General features: G+C 54.1%; 19 protein-coding genes. 1 reads left to right on the top strand and 18 read right to left on the bottom strand.

All coding sequences use genetic code 11. The features are described from left to right. The first annotated feature begins 224 nt into the window (after window positions 1-224). Window positions 225-548 (top strand): PA2779 family protein, encoded by a 324-nt coding sequence (locus OES20_13225; protein ID MDH3635654.1) that lies wholly within the window; start codon window positions 225-227, stop codon window positions 546-548. A gap of 42 nt (window positions 549-590) precedes the next feature. On the opposite strand, the gene OES20_13220 is transcribed toward OES20_13225, so the two are convergent. The 18 genes from OES20_13220 to dsrB all read right to left on the bottom strand — a co-directional run bounded on the left by OES20_13220 (window position 591) and on the right by dsrB (window position 17,827). Then, window positions 591-2,291, bottom strand: coding sequence for a hypothetical protein (locus OES20_13220; protein ID MDH3635653.1), 1,701 nt, complete (start codon window positions 2,289-2,291; stop codon window positions 591-593). Window positions 2,292-2,450: 159 nt separating this feature from the next. After that, window positions 2,451-2,798 (bottom strand): hypothetical protein, encoded by a 348-nt coding sequence (locus OES20_13215; GenBank protein MDH3635652.1) that lies wholly within the window; start codon window positions 2,796-2,798, stop codon window positions 2,451-2,453. A gap of 116 nt (window positions 2,799-2,914) precedes the next feature. After that, entirely contained in the window at window positions 2,915-3,577 is a 663-nt protein-coding gene (locus OES20_13210; GenBank protein ID MDH3635651.1) for a response regulator, read from the bottom strand. Window positions 3,578-3,594: 17 nt separating this feature from the next. Next, on the bottom strand, window positions 3,595-5,049 hold the full coding sequence (locus OES20_13205; protein MDH3635650.1) for a 2Fe-2S iron-sulfur cluster-binding protein: 1,455 nt from the start codon (window positions 5,047-5,049) through the stop codon (window positions 3,595-3,597). A gap of 4 nt (window positions 5,050-5,053) precedes the next feature. Beyond that, the gene (locus OES20_13200; protein MDH3635649.1) at window positions 5,054-6,679 is read right to left on the bottom strand and encodes a histidine kinase; all 1,626 of its coding nucleotides are present in this window, start codon (window positions 6,677-6,679) and stop codon (window positions 5,054-5,056) included. Window positions 6,680-6,775: 96 nt separating this feature from the next. Next, window positions 6,776-7,090 carry a Fe-S cluster assembly protein HesB gene (locus OES20_13195; protein MDH3635648.1) on the bottom strand — a complete coding sequence of 105 codons (315 nt, stop codon included), beginning with the start codon at window positions 7,088-7,090 and terminating at the stop codon, window positions 6,776-6,778. A gap of 8 nt (window positions 7,091-7,098) precedes the next feature. Next, entirely contained in the window at window positions 7,099-8,505 is a 1,407-nt protein-coding gene (cobB, locus tag OES20_13190; GenBank protein MDH3635647.1) for a hydrogenobyrinic acid a,c-diamide synthase (glutamine-hydrolyzing), read from the bottom strand. A 3-nt stretch (window positions 8,506-8,508) separates the two neighbouring features. Further along, on the bottom strand, window positions 8,509-9,702 hold the full coding sequence (gene nrfD, locus OES20_13185) for a polysulfide reductase NrfD (protein MDH3635646.1): 1,194 nt from the start codon (window positions 9,700-9,702) through the stop codon (window positions 8,509-8,511). A 2-nt stretch (window positions 9,703-9,704) separates the two neighbouring features. Beyond that, window positions 9,705-10,376 (bottom strand): 4Fe-4S dicluster domain-containing protein, encoded by a 672-nt coding sequence (locus OES20_13180; protein MDH3635645.1) that lies wholly within the window; start codon window positions 10,374-10,376, stop codon window positions 9,705-9,707. A 70-nt stretch (window positions 10,377-10,446) separates the two neighbouring features. Next, entirely contained in the window at window positions 10,447-10,947 is a 501-nt protein-coding gene (locus OES20_13175; protein ID MDH3635644.1) for a hypothetical protein, read from the bottom strand. A 10-nt stretch (window positions 10,948-10,957) separates the two neighbouring features. Then, window positions 10,958-12,910 carry an NAD(P)-binding protein gene (locus tag OES20_13170; protein MDH3635643.1) on the bottom strand — a complete coding sequence of 651 codons (1,953 nt, stop codon included), beginning with the start codon at window positions 12,908-12,910 and terminating at the stop codon, window positions 10,958-10,960. Window positions 12,911-12,937: 27 nt separating this feature from the next. After that, window positions 12,938-14,428 carry a (Fe-S)-binding protein gene (locus OES20_13165; protein ID MDH3635642.1) on the bottom strand — a complete coding sequence of 497 codons (1,491 nt, stop codon included), beginning with the start codon at window positions 14,426-14,428 and terminating at the stop codon, window positions 12,938-12,940. 5 nt (window positions 14,429-14,433) lie between these two features. Next, window positions 14,434-15,180 carry a respiratory nitrate reductase subunit gamma gene (locus tag OES20_13160; GenBank protein ID MDH3635641.1) on the bottom strand — a complete coding sequence of 249 codons (747 nt, stop codon included), beginning with the start codon at window positions 15,178-15,180 and terminating at the stop codon, window positions 14,434-14,436. A gap of 77 nt (window positions 15,181-15,257) precedes the next feature. Further along, window positions 15,258-15,590 carry a TusE/DsrC/DsvC family sulfur relay protein gene (locus tag OES20_13155; GenBank protein MDH3635640.1) on the bottom strand — a complete coding sequence of 111 codons (333 nt, stop codon included), beginning with the start codon at window positions 15,588-15,590 and terminating at the stop codon, window positions 15,258-15,260. Window positions 15,591-15,625: 35 nt separating this feature from the next. Further along, on the bottom strand, window positions 15,626-15,934 hold the full coding sequence (gene tusB / locus OES20_13150; GenBank protein MDH3635639.1) for a sulfurtransferase complex subunit TusB: 309 nt from the start codon (window positions 15,932-15,934) through the stop codon (window positions 15,626-15,628). Between the two features lie 10 nt (window positions 15,935-15,944). Further along, entirely contained in the window at window positions 15,945-16,349 is a 405-nt protein-coding gene (gene tusC / locus OES20_13145) for a sulfurtransferase complex subunit TusC (protein MDH3635638.1), read from the bottom strand. A gap of 2 nt (window positions 16,350-16,351) precedes the next feature. Further along, a complete protein-coding gene (gene tusD / locus OES20_13140) occupies window positions 16,352-16,744 on the bottom strand; it encodes a sulfurtransferase complex subunit TusD (GenBank protein MDH3635637.1) in 393 nt (130 codons plus the stop codon). A gap of 12 nt (window positions 16,745-16,756) precedes the next feature. After that, window positions 16,757-17,827: a dissimilatory-type sulfite reductase subunit beta gene (gene dsrB / locus OES20_13135; protein MDH3635636.1), complete on the bottom strand. Its 1,071-nt coding sequence runs from the start codon at window positions 17,825-17,827 to the stop codon at window positions 16,757-16,759. Between the last annotated feature and the right edge of the window lie 23 nt (window positions 17,828-17,850).

Genomic DNA, 17,850 nt, shown 5'->3' with positions numbered 1-17,850 from the left:
CCACATGCTTACGTCTCAAAATGTGATTTGGATCTGAAATGCTCAACGAGTAAATCTGTTATCAAGAATCAACTTTGGTCGTCTGCCGATGCGCGGTGATCTATAAGTCCCGTACCAGCATCTCTAGTTTTCAGGATGCAGGCTTCGCAAGATGAACTATGCTTGTTTCTGAAAAGGGTGTTTTTCAAACGGAAACTGAATAGAAATCTCGGGAGCAGACGACAATGAAATACACAGGAAAAATAATACTGGTAGCGGTGTTGTGGCTATCCGCACCAGGCGCGTATGCAGCGATGGTGGCAACACCTCAGTTTAATGCTGAACCGGAACGTGCACGGCTAGTCGAATACGTTGCCAAACGCGATCATGTTGAACAGCAACTCATCAAGTTAGGTGTTGATCCTGCCGATGCAATTGAGCGGGTTAACCTGATGACCGACCAGCAAATTTCCGACCTGCGGGGACAAATCTCGGAACTCCCCGCCGGGGCAGGGGTGAGCACAACCAACCTGTTACTGATAATCATTCTGGTTATCTTGATTGTTTAGAAAACCGGGCGGTAAGCGCCTGCATTTAACCCGCGGAATACATCAAACCGGCTGCGGCAAGCTCGCAGTCATATCGTCCTGTGTCGACGCGTCGGCCTGGTGAATCGTCAACTGGGTGAACGGAATGATCCAGCCCTCGTGATTACAAATATCCACGCAGGTTTGTTGTATCAGCCGCGCAATTGCGAAATACGAGGCGGCGACGCGGCCTTCCATTGTCGCGTAGATCAGATAATCCAGCGAATTGGTGCCCGCCTCTTTAAATTCCACCACGAGGTCTTTCAGCTCATCCTCGTAACCGGCATCCCTGAACGCAGCTGAGAGCCCGTCCTTGAAGCGTTTCGGCACCCGGTCGAGCGAAATCTCCTGGTGCTGATAGTCGATCCCGAATACCACGATGACGCCGAAACCCTCGCGCGAGAGATTGCGGACATTAAGCTGTAAAAAATCAGCGGCGCTAAATTGCACGATGCTGCCAACTACTTTGAGGCGAACCAGTTCCACCGTCTGCTGGAGAACCTGGCCAAAGGCGCCGTCCGGCAGCAGCACGTAGTCCCCGGTCTGACAGGGAAACCAGTCTTCATCGGTGCGGGGTCGTGAGGTCAGTTCGGTAAGCGCCGATAACGGCAGGCGGATCGCGCCCTCCAGATCAGGATTGCGCAACTCGGAATACAGGTTAAGCGAGACAATGCGAAACGGCAGTCCATTATAAATGACCCTCTCTCCCTCGCGCGCGGCGGCAATGTTGAGCAACAACCGGGCTTCCTGGACGTAGCGTGGCAGGTAGCGCCAGGCACCGAGCGTGAGCATGACCAGAGCGATGATTGATAAAGTCAGTAGTAGCAGATCGCCGCGTATGTAGAACACCGATAGTACGGCCAGCGACACGAGTAACATCGTCAGCAGGTGGTAGCCGTAGAGTAACAGGCGGATTTTCGCGACGTGATCTGGATGCTGCGCCGGGTGGCGCCAGGACTTTACCAGTCGGCGCAGCGCGCGCATCAAAAACCATATGACGAAACCGGTGACGATAGCGATGAGTAAAGTAAGGCCACGCCCAAGTAAAAAATCGTTTACGACATCACTTATTGTCGCCAGTAAATCGATTTTCTCCTGCTCGAGATTGCGCAACTCGACACGCGAGATTTCGAGTGAACGTTCGATATCTTCGCTGCGTTCGCGCCAGGAGGCAGCGACATTTGCCAGCCCGTCAGCGACTGCCGGCGGCATCTCGTACTGGTTGTAAACTTCAATTGAACCGGTCGCTTTCCGCGCCATTTCGAGTTGCTGTTCGTACAGGCTGATTGTGCTGCGCAGTTCTTCGATTCGACGAGGTTTCTCGGTTGCCTCTTTCAGACTATTGAGCAGCGGCTGGGCGATCTGGAGCAGCTCGTCTCGCCAGTCCAGTTTGCCGTCGGAGGTGTCGGTCAGGTTGCGCAGATTTGCGCCGCTTACGGCTATGTTTTCGAAGGATTTCGTCAGTTCGTCGATGGTTTCTCTCAGTGTTGCGATCCGTGCGTTGATCTTTTCCCGCTCGGACTCGTCGGCGTCCTGCAGTTGATCCAGCAGGATTCGAACCTGCTCGCGTTTTTCCTCGAGTGCCACTCTTATTGCGAGCAGTTTGCGTAGCGCCTGGGCATGTTGAGTCTCGGCATTCTGGGACGTAGCCTGGGTCGGCTCTGGCGATTCCGTTTGCGCCATGGCCACTGGTAGTATCAGAAACGCGGCAAAGACGATTGCCATTACTGCGGGGATGAAGCCTTTATTCAATGATCTGTCTCGCTGTCGGTTATTGGGGGCCCACGCTGTGACAATTGAATGCGTAACCGGCCCGGTTGCGGGTAATATTACCTGCTAAATCCCGGTCATACATCCGGGAATTAAGGTCGGCGATTGCGCGAGTCAGTAATTGGCGCCGATTACGGCCATGAAAGCTTCTGAAACCTCGCCCCGTCCTACCTTGTCGATTACTTCCTGTGCGGTTTGCACGATAGTTGACAGGGGACCCGTGATCAACACGATTCCCAGTTGTAGCGTGACGCGTTTATCCGCGATTGGATTGGTGATATTTGGATGTTCCGGGGGCAGGAAAACCATCTGAATTTCGCCCAGGTCGGAAGGCATGTGCTCACAGCCACCACCTGGCCTTATATAATCAAAAAGTTCCTCCGGATTACCAAATGTGACGCTATCCTCCTTGAAGGATGTGTCGCCATCTTTCGCAATAAATTCGACGGTAATCGGCATCATAATAGTTTCTCCGCTTATTACTTGAAACAGTTTAACTGTCCCTGAATATGATGATTATATCCTGTGTCAAATTGCCACCAAAGCAGGTTCATAAACAGTCTATGTTTATAACCGACTTATTCCTCTATCGGGTCGGCGACGCGGTGAATGTGCTCGATGTACATAACAGCGGCCTCGACGCGTGAATGCACATTCAACTTTCTCAGTACGGCCTTAACATGCAGTTTTACGGTTCCATCAGATATACCGAGATTGCGTGCGATCAGCTTGTTGCCCTGGCCTTCGGCCATCAGTTCGAGGATTTCACTTTCGCGCGGGGTCAGCTCGCTGAACGGCCCCTTGGATTGCGATACTGTCATATCGCCCTTGACGAAGCGTACCAGTACAGAGGTAAGCGGTGGCGCCACAACGGTTTTGCCGGCGTGAATATCGCGTAATGCGGATACCAGGCCATCGGGTTCCATATCCTTCAGCAGGTAGCCGCTTGCACCAGCCTTGAGGGCGTCGAGCAGGTCCTGCTCGTTCGAGCTTGTCGTTAACATCACGATCGGCATGGTCAGGCCGAGTTTTTTCAAATGCTTTAGAACGCTGATGCCGTCGACGATCGGCATGCGTTTATCAAGCAGGATAATGTCAGGCTTCAATTCCTGCGCCAGCTTGATGCCTTCGTTGCCGTCACCCACCGCTGCCAGGACTTCAATATTGCGCCGCTGCAGCAGGCTGATCAAGCCTTCGCGGAACAGCATGTGGTCGTCGATTAATAGCACTTTTAAACTCATGATGAAAATCCTTCAGTCTATATTGTTTCGAGCAAAACCTGTTGCCTCGGAATCGAGCGCGTTTCAATAAATTCCTCCACTCCGGCCCTGATATCGGCGCCGCTGCAGAGATAGTAATCGAATTCCGAGGGATCGTCCCCGTTGAGCTGCTCGAGGATGCTGTCGCCGGGATGTTCCCCAGCGTCAACGTTTAACGGAACATATTCAAAGTTATCCAGGGCATCGTTCCAGGCCCGACAAAGATTGTTGAGATAATGGCTATCATCGCTGCCTGCAATCCAGAACAGGAAGATCTTTTCAGCGACATCGAGCGCCATCGCGTGTTCGATCAGGCCTTTAATAGACGCGAATCCGATGCCCTCGGCAATGAATATCAGTGAATTCGGGGAGTTTTCATTGAGCACGAATGAGCCAACCGGCCCTTCCAGCGTTAACAGGTCATTTGCCTTTGCCGAAGCGTCCAGGTAGCTGGCGACCGGATCCTGCTGGTCGAGCCCGATATGGAACTGTAAATTCATATCATCGCAGGGACAGCTCGCGATCGGGTAAAATCCCGAGCCGACGTTATCGATGGATAGCGTTGCACGCTGGCCGGCAAGAAATCGTAAACGGCTGGTGCGCGGTGTGCGCGTGCTGACGATTAAAACTTCCGGGTTTGGGTGATCGATTCTCTTTATCCGGATTGGGATGTTCTGGGTAGGGATATCATTGGTGCTTTGTGCCTCGTCGGCCTCGAGCACGACATCGGAAATCGCAGTATTACAGCAACCCAGGATATAACCGATGCCTTTTTCAGCCTCGGTCAAAACATAGTCATGATATTTTATTTTGCGGGTTTCCCCGGACACCACCCTGATTTTGCACAGGCCGCAGTTTCCATTACTGCAGCCATAGTTGAGCGCCAGTCCTCCACGCAGGCCTGCTTCGAGAATCGATTCAGCGCCTTCGACGAAAAATTCGTGACCGCTGGGTATGACTGTTGCCTGTGCTGACATAACTCGTAAGAACGTTTCATTAGCGAATGGTTGGTCTATTGTATCATCGTCAGTCGAAATTCTGGCCGTCGCTTCTTCGACCCACGTATCCAGTTGCTGCATGCCGTCAGGCTGTGTTGCAAGCCTCCCGATTTCGCTGCGTAGCTCGTCGGTAAAACGCTGGTATCGACCCAGCAGTCGTTTTTGTCGCGACAGGTCTTCGCTCAGGGACATGATACGCGCCGTCAGTGCGACATTATCTGGCTTGCGCGCGATGCTGTCGGGATTGATGAAGGTGGCTTGCTCGATGATTTGTTCAACCCGCTCGAGCATGCTGGAATCCTCGACCTGAGCATTCGGATAGGCATGCAGCAGGTCCGATAGCACAATATCACCTTCAAAGGTTTGCAACTCTCCCGCCCTTATTTTTTGTTGCAGCACGCCACGTTTCACCCCGACAAGTCGAGCCGCTCGCGAGAGTGAGATTCGTTTCGCCATCATTTTAACCGGTCGATTCGAGCAGTTCGTCGACCGGCTTGGCCCTGAATTGCAGATGGATACGGGTGCCGTCACCGGGCTCACTTTCAATATCGAGGCTGGCGTTAATTTCTTTCGCCCGGTCGCGCAGTATATTCAGGCCCAGGTGCCGGCCACCCGCGGATATGATTGACGATTCTTCGAATCCGATACCGTCGTCCTCGATTAACACGATATTGTTACCGTCACGGTAACTGAGTAATACTCGCACGACTTCCGCCTGGCTATGCTTGCGAATATTGACCAGGCATTCCTGAACAATGCGCAGCACATTGAGCTCGACCTCGGCGGAGAACTCCTGCTCCGGCCACTCGTTCTGGAAATAGACTGGAATGCCCAATTCTTCCTGGGTGCGTCGAACGGTTTCCTCGATTGAGGCGATCAATCCCTGTTCGTTCATCGGTACCCGGAAATGGGCGATGAGTTCGCGTAACTGGTTATTCGCCTGGTCGATGGTGTACTCGATCCGCTCCATCTGGTGCCAGATACTTTTTTCGTCATTGGTGTGAAAGGTTTCGTCGATGACTCTTATCTGGATGCGTAAACTGGCGATGGTTTGAGCCAGTGAATCATGAAGTTCATGTGAAAGGCGCGTCCGTTCCTGTATAACCAGCAATTCGCTTTCTTCCTCGAGCAGGCGAAACTTTTCCACGGCACTGCCCAGGTGCTGGCCAATACTGAGCAACAGCTCGGTGTAGTCTTCAAGATCGACCGAATTATCGTCGGGAAAAAATAAATGGATTGCACCGAGGATGCCTTCCCGATACTGCAAAACAACCGAGAGCACCAGTAACATCTCCTGCCGCGGTTCACTGCCCGGGCCAAAAACGGTTTCACGGTTAAGGTGATCGACGCGGAAAATGCGATCAAGCTTGATATTGTTAGACGGGTCTTCAATCGAAAGAAAATGATCGGCGCTGGCGAGGAAGGTATGATTGATATCCCCGATCGAAGCGACAATATCCTTTTTGTTTTTGCCCTTGAACTGACGAATTATTCCGGCGCTGGCGTTTAAATTGTTGCACAGCGATTCAAGCGATTTTGCGAACAGTTCGGTAACGTCACGCGACAGGTTTATCGTGGATGCCACGTCGTAAAGAATCGCCAGCGATCTCGATTCTCGCGAGATGTGATCGGTATGTTTCTCCAACTGGACTTCGGTGTCTCGCGACAGGTTCTTGATCATGTTACCGAGCATGTTGATATCACGGGCCAACTCGGAGAAATCACTGCCGGGTTCGAGCTCAACCTGCGCATCGAGATTGACGCCGCGCATCAGGTCCGCCCAGTCGCACAGCCGCAACAGTGGTTTCAGTAATTCGCGCCAGATTTCCCAGAACAAAAGGATCAGCAAAACAATCTCAAAGGTATGCAGCCAGACGACATAGTCTGTCAGGCTGATCGCGATCTGGCTTTCGGGTTTTACCACGCCGAGCAGGTTAAGCAGCAGCAGGATCAGAATAGCAAAGGACAGGAACAGCAGGCGAAAGCGGCCACTTTTAAGGAGATTTCGTTTTTCCTTATCCAGTCGAACAAACCAGGCGTTGAACAGGTTTGTCTTGCGCAGAAATAGAGGATCGTTTTCAGGCATAAGGAGTAATTCGGTTAAAGTGTGTGGTTTCATTGCTCCCTGGTGCCCGTCAGTATACCGTTTTAGCCGCTAGATCAAACCAGCGGGCGGTAATTGTTATTTTTTCGGGGGGACATAGGTGGGGTCGTTGGGATTGAGAAAGATGAACTGGGAATTGCCGGGCTCCAACTCGACAAAATCGATCGTCATGCCCTCGGCCAGGTCTTTGCTGCCCTCGGATACCACCAGGTTGACGCCGTCAAAGTTCAGAAAGTTGTCGCCCGGTAGCCGCTGCTCATCGAAGCCCATGGCATAGTGAAAACTGCCATCATCCTGTTCCTTGATAGCGATACGCAACGGCAAGGAATCGTTATCGCCCTGGTTGGCGGATAACTTGATCTGTTCAAGCGCAGTTGTTGAGAGGCTAATCATCGCGGTATTTAACGCACGTTGGCGACCCCGCTTGCCGACGATGTTTTCCTGGATTGCACAAAATGCAAAAAGTACTTAACCCAGGGATTGGCCGCGGTATTGCGCAGGTGCGTATAAGAGGCTAGTAAATTCTTGTAGATTAATCCGTCACGGTGCTCCTGAATCCCCTTGCCGCGGAGTACTTCGTAGGCAAAGTTGTTTCCGCTGGGCAGGCCCTGCAGCGATGAGTAGTGAAATTCATGCGCGTGCAGATTTTTACCCACCAGGCCTTGCAATGCCCAGGGATGCTGGTTCTGGATCTCGTGCAGCTTGACATAGCCGCGACCCTGGGGCTTTTCATGCATGACTGATTCTGCATCAATGACACCGACCATGTCATATCTGGCCTGGTTCCAGGTCAGGCTGTTAGACAGGTACATCAGGCCACCGCACTCGGCATAAGCGGGGAGGCCGGTTTCGATTGCGTTTTTTATCGATTCGCGCATCGTCCCATTAGCGCTAAGCGCGACAGCGTGACGCTCGGGAAAGCCGCCGCCGATAAATAGTCCATCGACAGGGGGCAAGAATTTATCGCGAATGGTGTCAATCGAAACCAGCTGGACGCCGGCCTGGCGGAATGCTTCGAGATCACCGGGGTAATAAAAACCAAAGGCACGGTCCTGCGCGATGCCGATGCGTAACCCGGCGAATTCGGATTTTTGCAGCAATGGCGATGATGCGGATTTCACTGGCTTTGCCTGTTGGGCAATGTCGATCAGTTTATCGAGGTCGACATTATCGCTGACCGCGCGTGCAATGCTGGCGATTTTCTGTTTCGATTCAGGATCCTCGTAACCCGGGATCAAGCCGAGATGGCGCTCGTTCAAACCGATGGATGCATCTTTTTCAAGCGCACCCAGGAACGGAATATCGGTATATTCTTCAACCGCCGCGCGCAGCTTGGATTCGTGTCGCTTGCCACCGGTCATGTTGGCGATGACACCGGCGATGTTGACCTGTTTGTCGAATACTTGGTATCCGATTAACAGGGGTGCGATGCCGCGCATGGTACCGCGGGCATCGACAATCATGATGACCGGGCTATGCAGCGCCTTTGCCAGCGCGGCATTGCTATTGCTGCCGTCCAGATCGAGCCCATCATGCAGGCCCTTGTTACCTTCGATCAGGCAGATATCAGCCGCCCGACCACGATGGCAGTAGTCGTCGATAGTTTCCTGTCTTCCAGCAATGAAAAAATCGAGGTTATAACAGGGTTTTCGTGCCGCTATTCCAAGCCAGATAGGATCGATATAGTCCGGACCTTTTTTAAACGGCTGCACTTCGAGACCACGTTCGACCAGGGCCGCGCATAGCCCGATGCTGAGCGTGGTTTTGCCCGAAGACTTGTGTGCCGCGGAAACGAATAACGAGGGCATTGCCTAGGTTACCTCCGCGGGCAGGCTTTCGGGCATGATCGGCAGTACGCGAATACCCAGCAGCGCGATCAGTATCGCACTGGTGACCCCACCGATACCGAGTAGTAACTCCCACAGGCTGGGAGCATATTCGTTAACCACACCATCGAAGAAACTGCTTTCGACGATATAGCCCGGAAAAATATTCAGTGGAAAGGCCTGGCCCCCGACGATGATGATATAGAGCTGCGCAAAGGCCCCGAGAATTACCAGCAAACTCGCGGCCACCAGGGCGGGCCTCGAATGTTGCAGGCCGGGGGCGTAAACCAGTGCCAGCGGCAGCAGGTTGCCGAGGCCGATCTGCATAAGCCAGAACAGCAGCGTGTAAATTCCACCTTCGACCAGGATGAAGCTTTCGAAATCGTGATTCTGGGTACCGTAAAGCTTGGTCAGGTGAAAAACGATAACGAAGTAAAGCACTGCCGCGGTAAATAATCCCAGCAGTTTGCGCAGGCGTTGCAGGTGTGTGTCAGCGAGTTCTCGCTGATCAAGCCTGAAGCTGAGCATTAGCAACAGGATAGAAACGGCCAGGCCGAATGCAAAAGACATAACGATGAACATGGGTGCCAGCAGGGCAGAATCATAGGCTTCGCGTGCTACCAGGAATCCGAAAATCGAGCCGGTTCCGGTGGTCAGGATCAGGCGCCAGGCGAAGGCCAGCAAACCCGCCGGCTTGCTCCAGCGATGCATGCGTCGTTCCATCATCAACCACAGATAGGCCAGTACGATCACGATGAAGCCGGTATACAGAATTATGTTCCAGGCGAATATCGATTTGAAATTGTAGTAGGTCATCGCGACAATCAGTCGGTCCGGACGCCCGAGATCAAGCAGCAGGATCGCCAGCCCGCCAACCAGTAACGCAATTGACAGGACTGCCGAGAAACGCGCCAGCGGCTTGTAGTCCTGTTTGCCGAAAACCGAAGCAATCGATGCCAGGTTCAGCGCCCCCGAGGCCGCGACGATTAGAAAGATTGCAAATACATGTGGCAGGCCCCAGACAACCTGGTTGGTCATACCGGTAATGTGATGGCCTTCGGTGTCCATGTGATGTGCCGCCGCGAATCCGATCATCGCGATAACGGTCAGCCCAACCAGGATTGACCAGTAACCCGGGCTGCTGGTTTTGATCTCTGAATAACGCAACGATGACTGCATCTTCATAACCCCTGGTAGCGAACGCCAGGATTAAGCCCCATGTCGGCACGCAACTTGATCGCTCCGAGCGCCTGCAATCGCTGTGAAATTTCGCTTTGCGGATCGTGCAGGTCACCAAACCAGATCGCCTTGCGATCTCCCTGGTTGATGGCTTCGGCGCAGGCGGGTTCCGCGTTGGCGCCATCGCGATCAATACGGTGTACGCATAGAGTGCAGGATTCGACGGTACCTTTACCCCGTGGTGCCACGGCGAGTTGGTCTTGAAGGGTTTCATGAATAAATGAACGCGCCTTGTAAGGGCATGCCATCATGCAATAGCGGCAGCCGATGCAGGTATGCTTGTTGACCAGTACGATGCCATCCTGGCGCTTGAATGAGGCCCCGGTGGGACAGACATCGACGCAGGGCGGGTCCTCGCAGTGCTGGCACATCATCGGTAGAAAACGCGCATGCCCCGACTCCGGGTCGGTGAGTTTTACCTTGCGTATCCATTGTGCATCGGTTTTCGAACCCGGGGCGCTGCTCCAGCCGTGTTCGCGCTGGCACGCGCTGACGCAAGCATCGATATCGGACTCGTTGAGCATATTGGTATCGATCAACAGTCCCCAACGGGGTTGTTTACTCGAGCTGCTGGCCTGGCTCGTTTGATACAGCATAACGCCGGGCGCGATCATCGTGGTCGCGAGCGCCGCGGCGCCCTTCAAAAACTGCCGACGTGCTGGCCGTATTTTGACAGGTTCCGGTTCAGTCGGCACGGGCTGGTACCATTTTTTGGCTGAAAGTATGTGCCGACAGGTTTTGCGACTGTTCTTCAAGCATCAGGCGGCTTTGCTCGGAGCGGGCCAGGCCGCGATCGGCATGACATTCGAAACAGTCGATCTTGACGCTGGCATAGGCATGGCAACCGGCACAGAAGTGCCGCGGATTTTCGTAACGTACAACTTCGCTACTGGCATCGGACGGATTATGGCAATCCATACAACCGACCAGGCTGTACTTCGTTTTACGCTCACCTTCGAGCACCGTGGCATCGCGCTGGTGCAGCAGGAACTCCATGTGATCGCGGCGCATTACCTCGACCGGTTCGACGCACTCGCTGGCATCGGCCGGTTTTTTCGGGGCAGGGATCACAACATGTCCGAAGCTCGATGTGCTTTCATCCGCCGCACTGACGCTGACCGGGGGCAGAGTGCCGAGCAGGCAGGCCAGCATCAGGAAGCGTAGCATTGAAGCGGGAATCTTCACCGTGGTATCGTCAGTGATCGCCCAGCGCCATATCGATGTAGCCGGTAGGGCATACGTCGGCACAAATATGACAGCCGATACAGCGGGTATAATCAGTCGCCACATAGCGTCCCATGGTCTTTTCGTCTTTCTTGACCCGGTAAACCGCGTCCTGTGGACAGTAAATCACGCAATTATCGCACTCGAAGCACATACCGCAGCTCATGCAGCGACCTGCCTCTTCGACCGCCTCTTCCTCGCTCAGGCATTTGACGCGCTCTTCAAAGTCGCCGAGTACGTGTTCGGAATCGGGACCATGCTGTTCGCGCAGGTGGCGCGCCTCGTAGTTGAAATGCGACAGATACAGGCGCTCTGACGAAATGATTTCGTTGGCGCCGCGGTCTTCGTAATTGTGCACCGCGAACTTTGCATCGGCAGTACCCCAGGTACCTTCATGCTCAAACTCGGTTGGGGCGAGATCGACTTCCTTGAGCTTGTTGAGTAAATTGAAATGGTGCACGTCGACTTTCGGTCGCTTGTCGAACTCGGCGCCACCAAGGTAGCGCTCGATGCTGTCGGCCGCGATCGACGCGTGTCCGATAGCGGTCGTTAACAGGTGCGGGTGGATGATATCACCGGCGACAAAGTGGCCCGGTTTATGCGGGTGCTGGAAAAACTTGTCCGCATCCATCAGGTTTCTCTCGTTACCCATTTCCTCGATGCCGCTGAGATTGCCGCCCTGACCGATCGCGGAAACGATTAAATCACACTCGACTTCAAACTCGGTGCCCTCGACCGGGGTTGGGGCGCCGTTTTCAATGGTGCACTTGGCGAGTTTCAGCGCGGTTGCCCGCCCCTCGTCGTTGACGATAATTTCGACCGGCATGACGCCGTCGAGAATCCGAACACCTTCACGCAACGCATCCTCTACCTCGTGCTCGGTTGCCGTCATTTCAGCTTTTTCGAACAGCGAGGTCAGCGTAACGTCGGCGCCCTGACGGGAGGCTGCGTACGCCGAGTCATGGGCGGTAAATCCGCCCACAACGAACTCGGTCAACTGCTCTTTTGGCAGTGAATCGATTTTTCCCAGGCGGCGCGCCACCGATACCACGTCGATCGAGGTATCGCCACCGCCAACGCAAACCACGCGATCAGCGGTAACCTGCAGTGCGCCCTTGTTGAAGGCCTCGAGGAACGCCACGCCGGAGATACAGTTGGGGGCATCACCATGTTTCAGTGGCAGCCCCCGGCCCGACTGGCAGCCAATCGCCCAAAGCACTGCGTCAAATTCCTTTTCGATTTCCTCGATCGTGACATCGCGACCCACGCGCGTGCCCATGCGGGTGTCGATATCACCCATTTCCATGATGCGATTGATTTCATGATCAAGAAATTCGCGCGGGGTTCGGTAGCCGGGTATGCCGTAGCGAAACATGCCGCCGAGCTCGTCGTGGTCGTCGATAATGGTGCTGGCAATGCCCTTACGCCGCAGCTGGTAGGCCGCCGCCAGACCGGCTGGTCCGCCACCGATAATGGCAACCCGGTGTTTACCGACTCTGGGCATTTCGCCAAAATTGTAACCCTCGCTCTTGGCCGTGTCGCCAATATACTGCTCGACCGCATTGATACCAACGAAGTCATCGACGTTGTTTCGATTGCAGCCCTGTTCGCAGGGTGCCGGGCAAACGCGTCCCATCATGGAAGGAAACGGATTGGCATCGGTCGAGCGGCGAAACGCGTATTCGGACATGCTGACGCCTTCAGGCGGAAGTTCGATCCCGCGTACGATATTGAGCCAGCCGCGGACATCTTCTCCGGAGGGGCAGCTGCCCTGGCAGGGTGGTGTCCGGTGTACGTAGGTCGGGCACTTGTAGGAAGTGTCCTCGTTAAAGATATTCTCGCCTAGCGAGCGCCAGCGATGCACGCCGTCCTCGTATATCCTGAAGGTGAGCTTTTTGTTCACTTCATCTTCTGACGCTGCCATTTTAATTCTCCTGGTAACTATCTGAATCTAATGTTCGCCACCCAGCTGGATGGCGTTACTGACTAACTGGTGAATGCTGACCACCTGGTCCATCTCGAACCCATAGTAGGGTAGGATCTTGCTGAACTGGCTCTTGCAGATCGCGCAAATCGCCGCCAGGTGGGTGACACCATGGTGTTCCACGACCTGCTGCAACGCCTCCATGCGGGGGAGGGCGCCCTTGACGCGCAGTTCGACCAAGTCGTCGGTCAACAGGCCGCCGCCACCGCCGCAGCAGAAGGTGGCCTCCTTGACGGTATCCGCTGGCATGTCAACGAAATGGTTGCAGCTGGCCTTGATAACCTCGCGCGGAATGACAAACTGTCCACCTTCGAAATTGCCCATGCGCGAGCCGCGCGCAATATTGCAGGAATCGTGAAAGGTCAGCACCATGTCGTCGTTCGCCGAGGGATCCATCCTGAGCGCTTTGCGCTGCAGTAAATCGTAGGTGACTTCGCAGATATGCTGGGGCATCGGATAATTCGGGTCGAGAAAATCGAACGGGCCCGCGAGCGTGTTCAGAAAATTGTAGGCAACGCGCCAGGCGTGACCACATTCACCAAATATGATGCGCTTGACACCGAGTTCCAGCGCGGCTTCACGGATGCGCAGCGCCAGTACCTGCATGTTTTCGTAAGAGCCGATGAACATGCCGAAATTGGCCGCCTCGCTGGCGTAACTGGACAGCGTCCAGCTCAATCCGGCCTGGTGGAATACCTTGGCATAGCCAATCAGGCCATCGACGTGGGGTTCGGCAAAAAAATCAGCCGACGGCGTCACCAGCAGAATATCGGCGCCTTTTTCGTCAAGCGGCATGCGCACCGTGACGCCAGTTTCTTCCTCGATGTCTTCTTCCAGGCCTTCGAGCGTATCGGCCAGCGCAGGCTCGGGCAGGCCGAGGTTATTACCGATGGTTTGTGCTTTGCCGATAATTTCATTGCAGTATTTCTGGCCGACACCAATGGTGTCCATGATCTCGCGTGCGGCCATCGAAATTTCGGCGGTATCAATGCCGTAGGGGCAGTAAACCGAGCAGCGCCGACATTGCGAGCACTGGTGAAAATAACTATACCATTCGTCGATGACGCCCTGGTCCATATCACGCGCTCCCACCAGGCCCGGGAGGTATTTACCGGCCAGTGTGTAATAGCGTCGATAAACTGAGCGAAACAGGTCCTGGCGTGCGACCGGCATGTTATTGGGGTCCGAGGTTCCGAGGTAGTAGTGACATTTATCGGTACAGGCACCGCATTTGACACAGCTGTCGAGAAACACGCGCAACGCCCTTGAGTTATTGACCAACTCACCCATTTTATCGATTGCAACCTGTTCCCAGTTGTCGACAAGCTCGCCGGGGAAACCAATTTTCTGTTGCAGATCTTCCTTGGCAACGTAGGGTTTACTGTGCGCCATGGCGCCGATTTCAATCGGCGGGATCTCGGGGTAGGGCTTAAGGGACGGGGTTTCGAATTCTGCCACGATAACTACCCGGCCTGACCTACCCGTTTGACGGCGGCCGATTCGTGTGTCGGCAAATGCCGTTTTTCACGCGGGTTATCGATTTGATTACGGGTCGGGCTGAAGAATACTCCCGGTGCATGCAGCAACTTGCTGAACGGGAAGATAATCATCAGCAGCGCGACCAGCAACAGGTGCAGGTTAAGCAGAAAATCGCTCGGCATCGGCTGCCAGTCGAAGTACATCAGGCCAAGGAAGAATGCCTTTACCGCAACTATGTCGGTATGCGCCACGTATTTCATGCCGAGACCGGTGATTCCGATCGCGACCAGCAGGGCGAGCATTAAATGGTCGGACAGTGTCGAGATATAGCGTACCCGATCGACCAGGAAGCGGCGTGCCCAGAGGCCCGCGAGGCCGGCAACCATGGCAAAGGCGGCGTAGCTGCCAATGGGTTGAATCAACGCAACCCAGGACCAGACCGGATCGGTAAAGTAACGCAGGTGACGCAACAGCACGAATAACAGGGCCGCGTGAAATACCCAGCCGAACAACCAGATCCACTTGTTCGATTTGAACAGGCTATTAAAAAGTGTTACCTCAAAGAACATGCGCCTGAAGACGCCCGCAGCGGTTGTCGGTGCCGGCGTAGTTGGAATCCGTAGTGGGGCTGGTGTGACGGCGTAAAGCCTGATGTGATAGGCTAGTCCGATCAGGATCGTCGCGCTTGCGAAATAAAATAACAGCGTAAATGCAATCGTCAGCAATGACATGGACACGTCATCTCCCGGCTTGCTAAATCAAAGGCAAAGGGAGTGGCTCCCTTTGCCAACGATAAGCCCTGCGCAGCTTAGACGCAGCCGGTAGGTTTGGGCAGACCCGCGTACTTACAGGCCTGCTTGGCCGGCCCGTAAGGAAACAGTTCATACAGGTACTTGCTGGTACCCTTGTCTTTGCCGAGTTTTTTACCCACCGCCTTGGTCAAGACACGAACCGCCGGTGCAATCTGGTATTCCTCGTAATAGTCACGTAGGAAATTGATCACTTCCCAGTGATTATCGTCGAGCACGGCGCCGTCGGCTTTTGCCATTTCGTTTGCGAGTTCATCACTCCAATCACTCAGGTTGACGAGATATCCTTCTTCATCTGTCTCGTAGGAATTGCCGCCTAGTTCAATAGTCATTTTCTACCTCTGCCATGTTTAATGTAATTCCACAGTCACAGCCATGACTGCAGCTTGTCGTATTCGGTTGTCAGTTTTACGAAGCCGTCGTAGTCGACCAGTGAAATTCCGTCGATAATATTTTCGGGGCTTATTCCCCGCGCGTGAAGATCAGGCTTCAATGCGTAGATCTGGTGACTGGCGAGTGCCTGCTGCATCTTTTCCGTTGATGCCGAATTTTTTCGTACCGCGTAAATGCTATCTTCGATCAATAAAATCGCGCTATCCGCCTTCGCGAGGCGCAGGCAAGTATCGAGCGCGTTGCGATCAAAGGGTGATTTATTCACGATGTGCAATACAGACATTTCGTTCCCACTAAAAACTCAGGATGACATCCTGTTGTTCGATAATCCCGGCCAGCTCGTCGCTGCTGACGACATGGATTGAATCCTTCTCTGCCCAGTCGTCGTCTTCATCTTCATAGGTCAACGGCAGCAAGTCTTCAATGCTGAGGCCACGCAGTTCCAATGATTCACGCTCGACGTAAATTTGGCTGACATCGTAATCGCCAAGAGCCCGGAAGGTCGGGGCAAAATTCTTGCTGCCGATTTCGCCGGTGTCCTGGTTTTGCATGAGCTGGTAAACCCCGTCGTCGATGAAAGCTAGGCTGACGTCCTGCTCGAATGCCGCTCCGATCAAAACCACTTCAAGTGATTCATGCGCATAGATTGAGCCGTGCGGGGCCTTGCGGTTAACGTATAGAAATTTCTTCGTTGCCATGACTAATCGCCAAACACAATCGTGCGATCTGCCTGGATGCCGGCATCGATCAATTGACCCAGTCCAGAGATCTGAAAACCCGGCGCCATGTTGCTGGTGTCCTTGCCCGCACGTTTGGCTTCATCTTCATCCAGCAAACCGCGCCGTTGGGCCGCCGCGACGCACAGGATTAACTCGAGATCGTGTTGTTGTCCCAGTGCGCTCCAGCGTTCGCTGACATTGCGATCATCCTGCGGCGGTACACTCAACCGGGTGCCGTTATAGACACCGTCGTGATAAAAGAAAACACGCACGATTTCATGTCCCGCTCGCAGCGCCGCCTCGGTGAAGTGGTAAGCTGAATCAGAAGCCTGGTGTGTGTACGGGCCTTCGTTGACCATGATTGCAAATTTCACGCAACGACCTCTTTAGAATCGGATATGGGTTGATGCGTTAAGCGAATGTCGCGCACCGCGCCAGTTATCGACATGGAACTTGGTGAACGGAAGTTCGGTTAATTCAAAAAATTGCGGCCAGCCAATGCGTTCGATCCAGTCGTTGAGGCGTTCCCAGTCGCGTGCATTGTCCTTGTAGGTCTGCAGAATCTTCTTGACGATAGCAGTCGCCTCGGGCCAGCGTGGCGGATTGTTCGGTATCCCTGCAGCAACCAGCTTCTGGAAGGTTGGCTTGCTGCGGGCGTTGGAGTGATTGCCACCCACCCAGATCGCGAGCTTGGTGTGCTCGGGATCGTTGATTTGCATCGGTGTGCAGGGCGGGTAGCAGGCGCCGCAGCAAATACATTTCTTTTCGTCCACTTCGAGTGACGGCTTGCCATTAACGAGCGCGGGGCGGATTGCCGCCACCGGGCAGCGAGCCACGACCGACGGGCGTTCACAGATGTTGGCAACCAGGTCATGATTGATTTTGGGCGGCTTGGTATGCTGGATGTTGATCGCGATATCGCCCTGGCCACCACAATTGATCTGGCAACAGGAGGTCGTGATATGAACACGGTTTGGCATGTTCCAGTTTTTAAATTCCTCGATCAGTTCGTCCATCATCGACTTGACCACACCGGAGGCGTCAGTGCCGGGAATATCGCAATGCAGCCATCCCTGGGTATGTGAAATCATCGCAACCGAGTTCTTGGTGCCACCCACCACGAAACCTTCTTTTTCGAGTGCCGCAATCAATGGCTCGACCTTGCTGCCGTCGGTAACCATGTACTCGATGTTACTGCGAATTGTAAAACGCACGTATCCCTCGGCAAACTTGTCGCCGATTTCACACAGCTTGCGCAGCGTAAAGACGTCGAGAATGCGCTGGGTGCCGGCGCGCACGGTGTAGATCGCATCACCTCCGTGTGCCGTGTGTTTGAGCACGCCGGGACGGGGGTCTTCATGGTACGCCCAGTTACCATAATTTTTTCGCATGGTGGGATGCATGTACTGAAATCCATCGGGGCATCCGGATTCAATCGGGGTCCGTTGTCCTTCCATTAGCGAGCTCATGCGTTAGTCTC

The organism is Gammaproteobacteria bacterium, from assembly GCA_029862005.1.
Classification (GTDB): Bacteria; Pseudomonadota; Gammaproteobacteria.
Note: the sequence above shows the minus strand (reverse complement) of the source record. Positions and strands in the feature narration are given on the sequence as shown.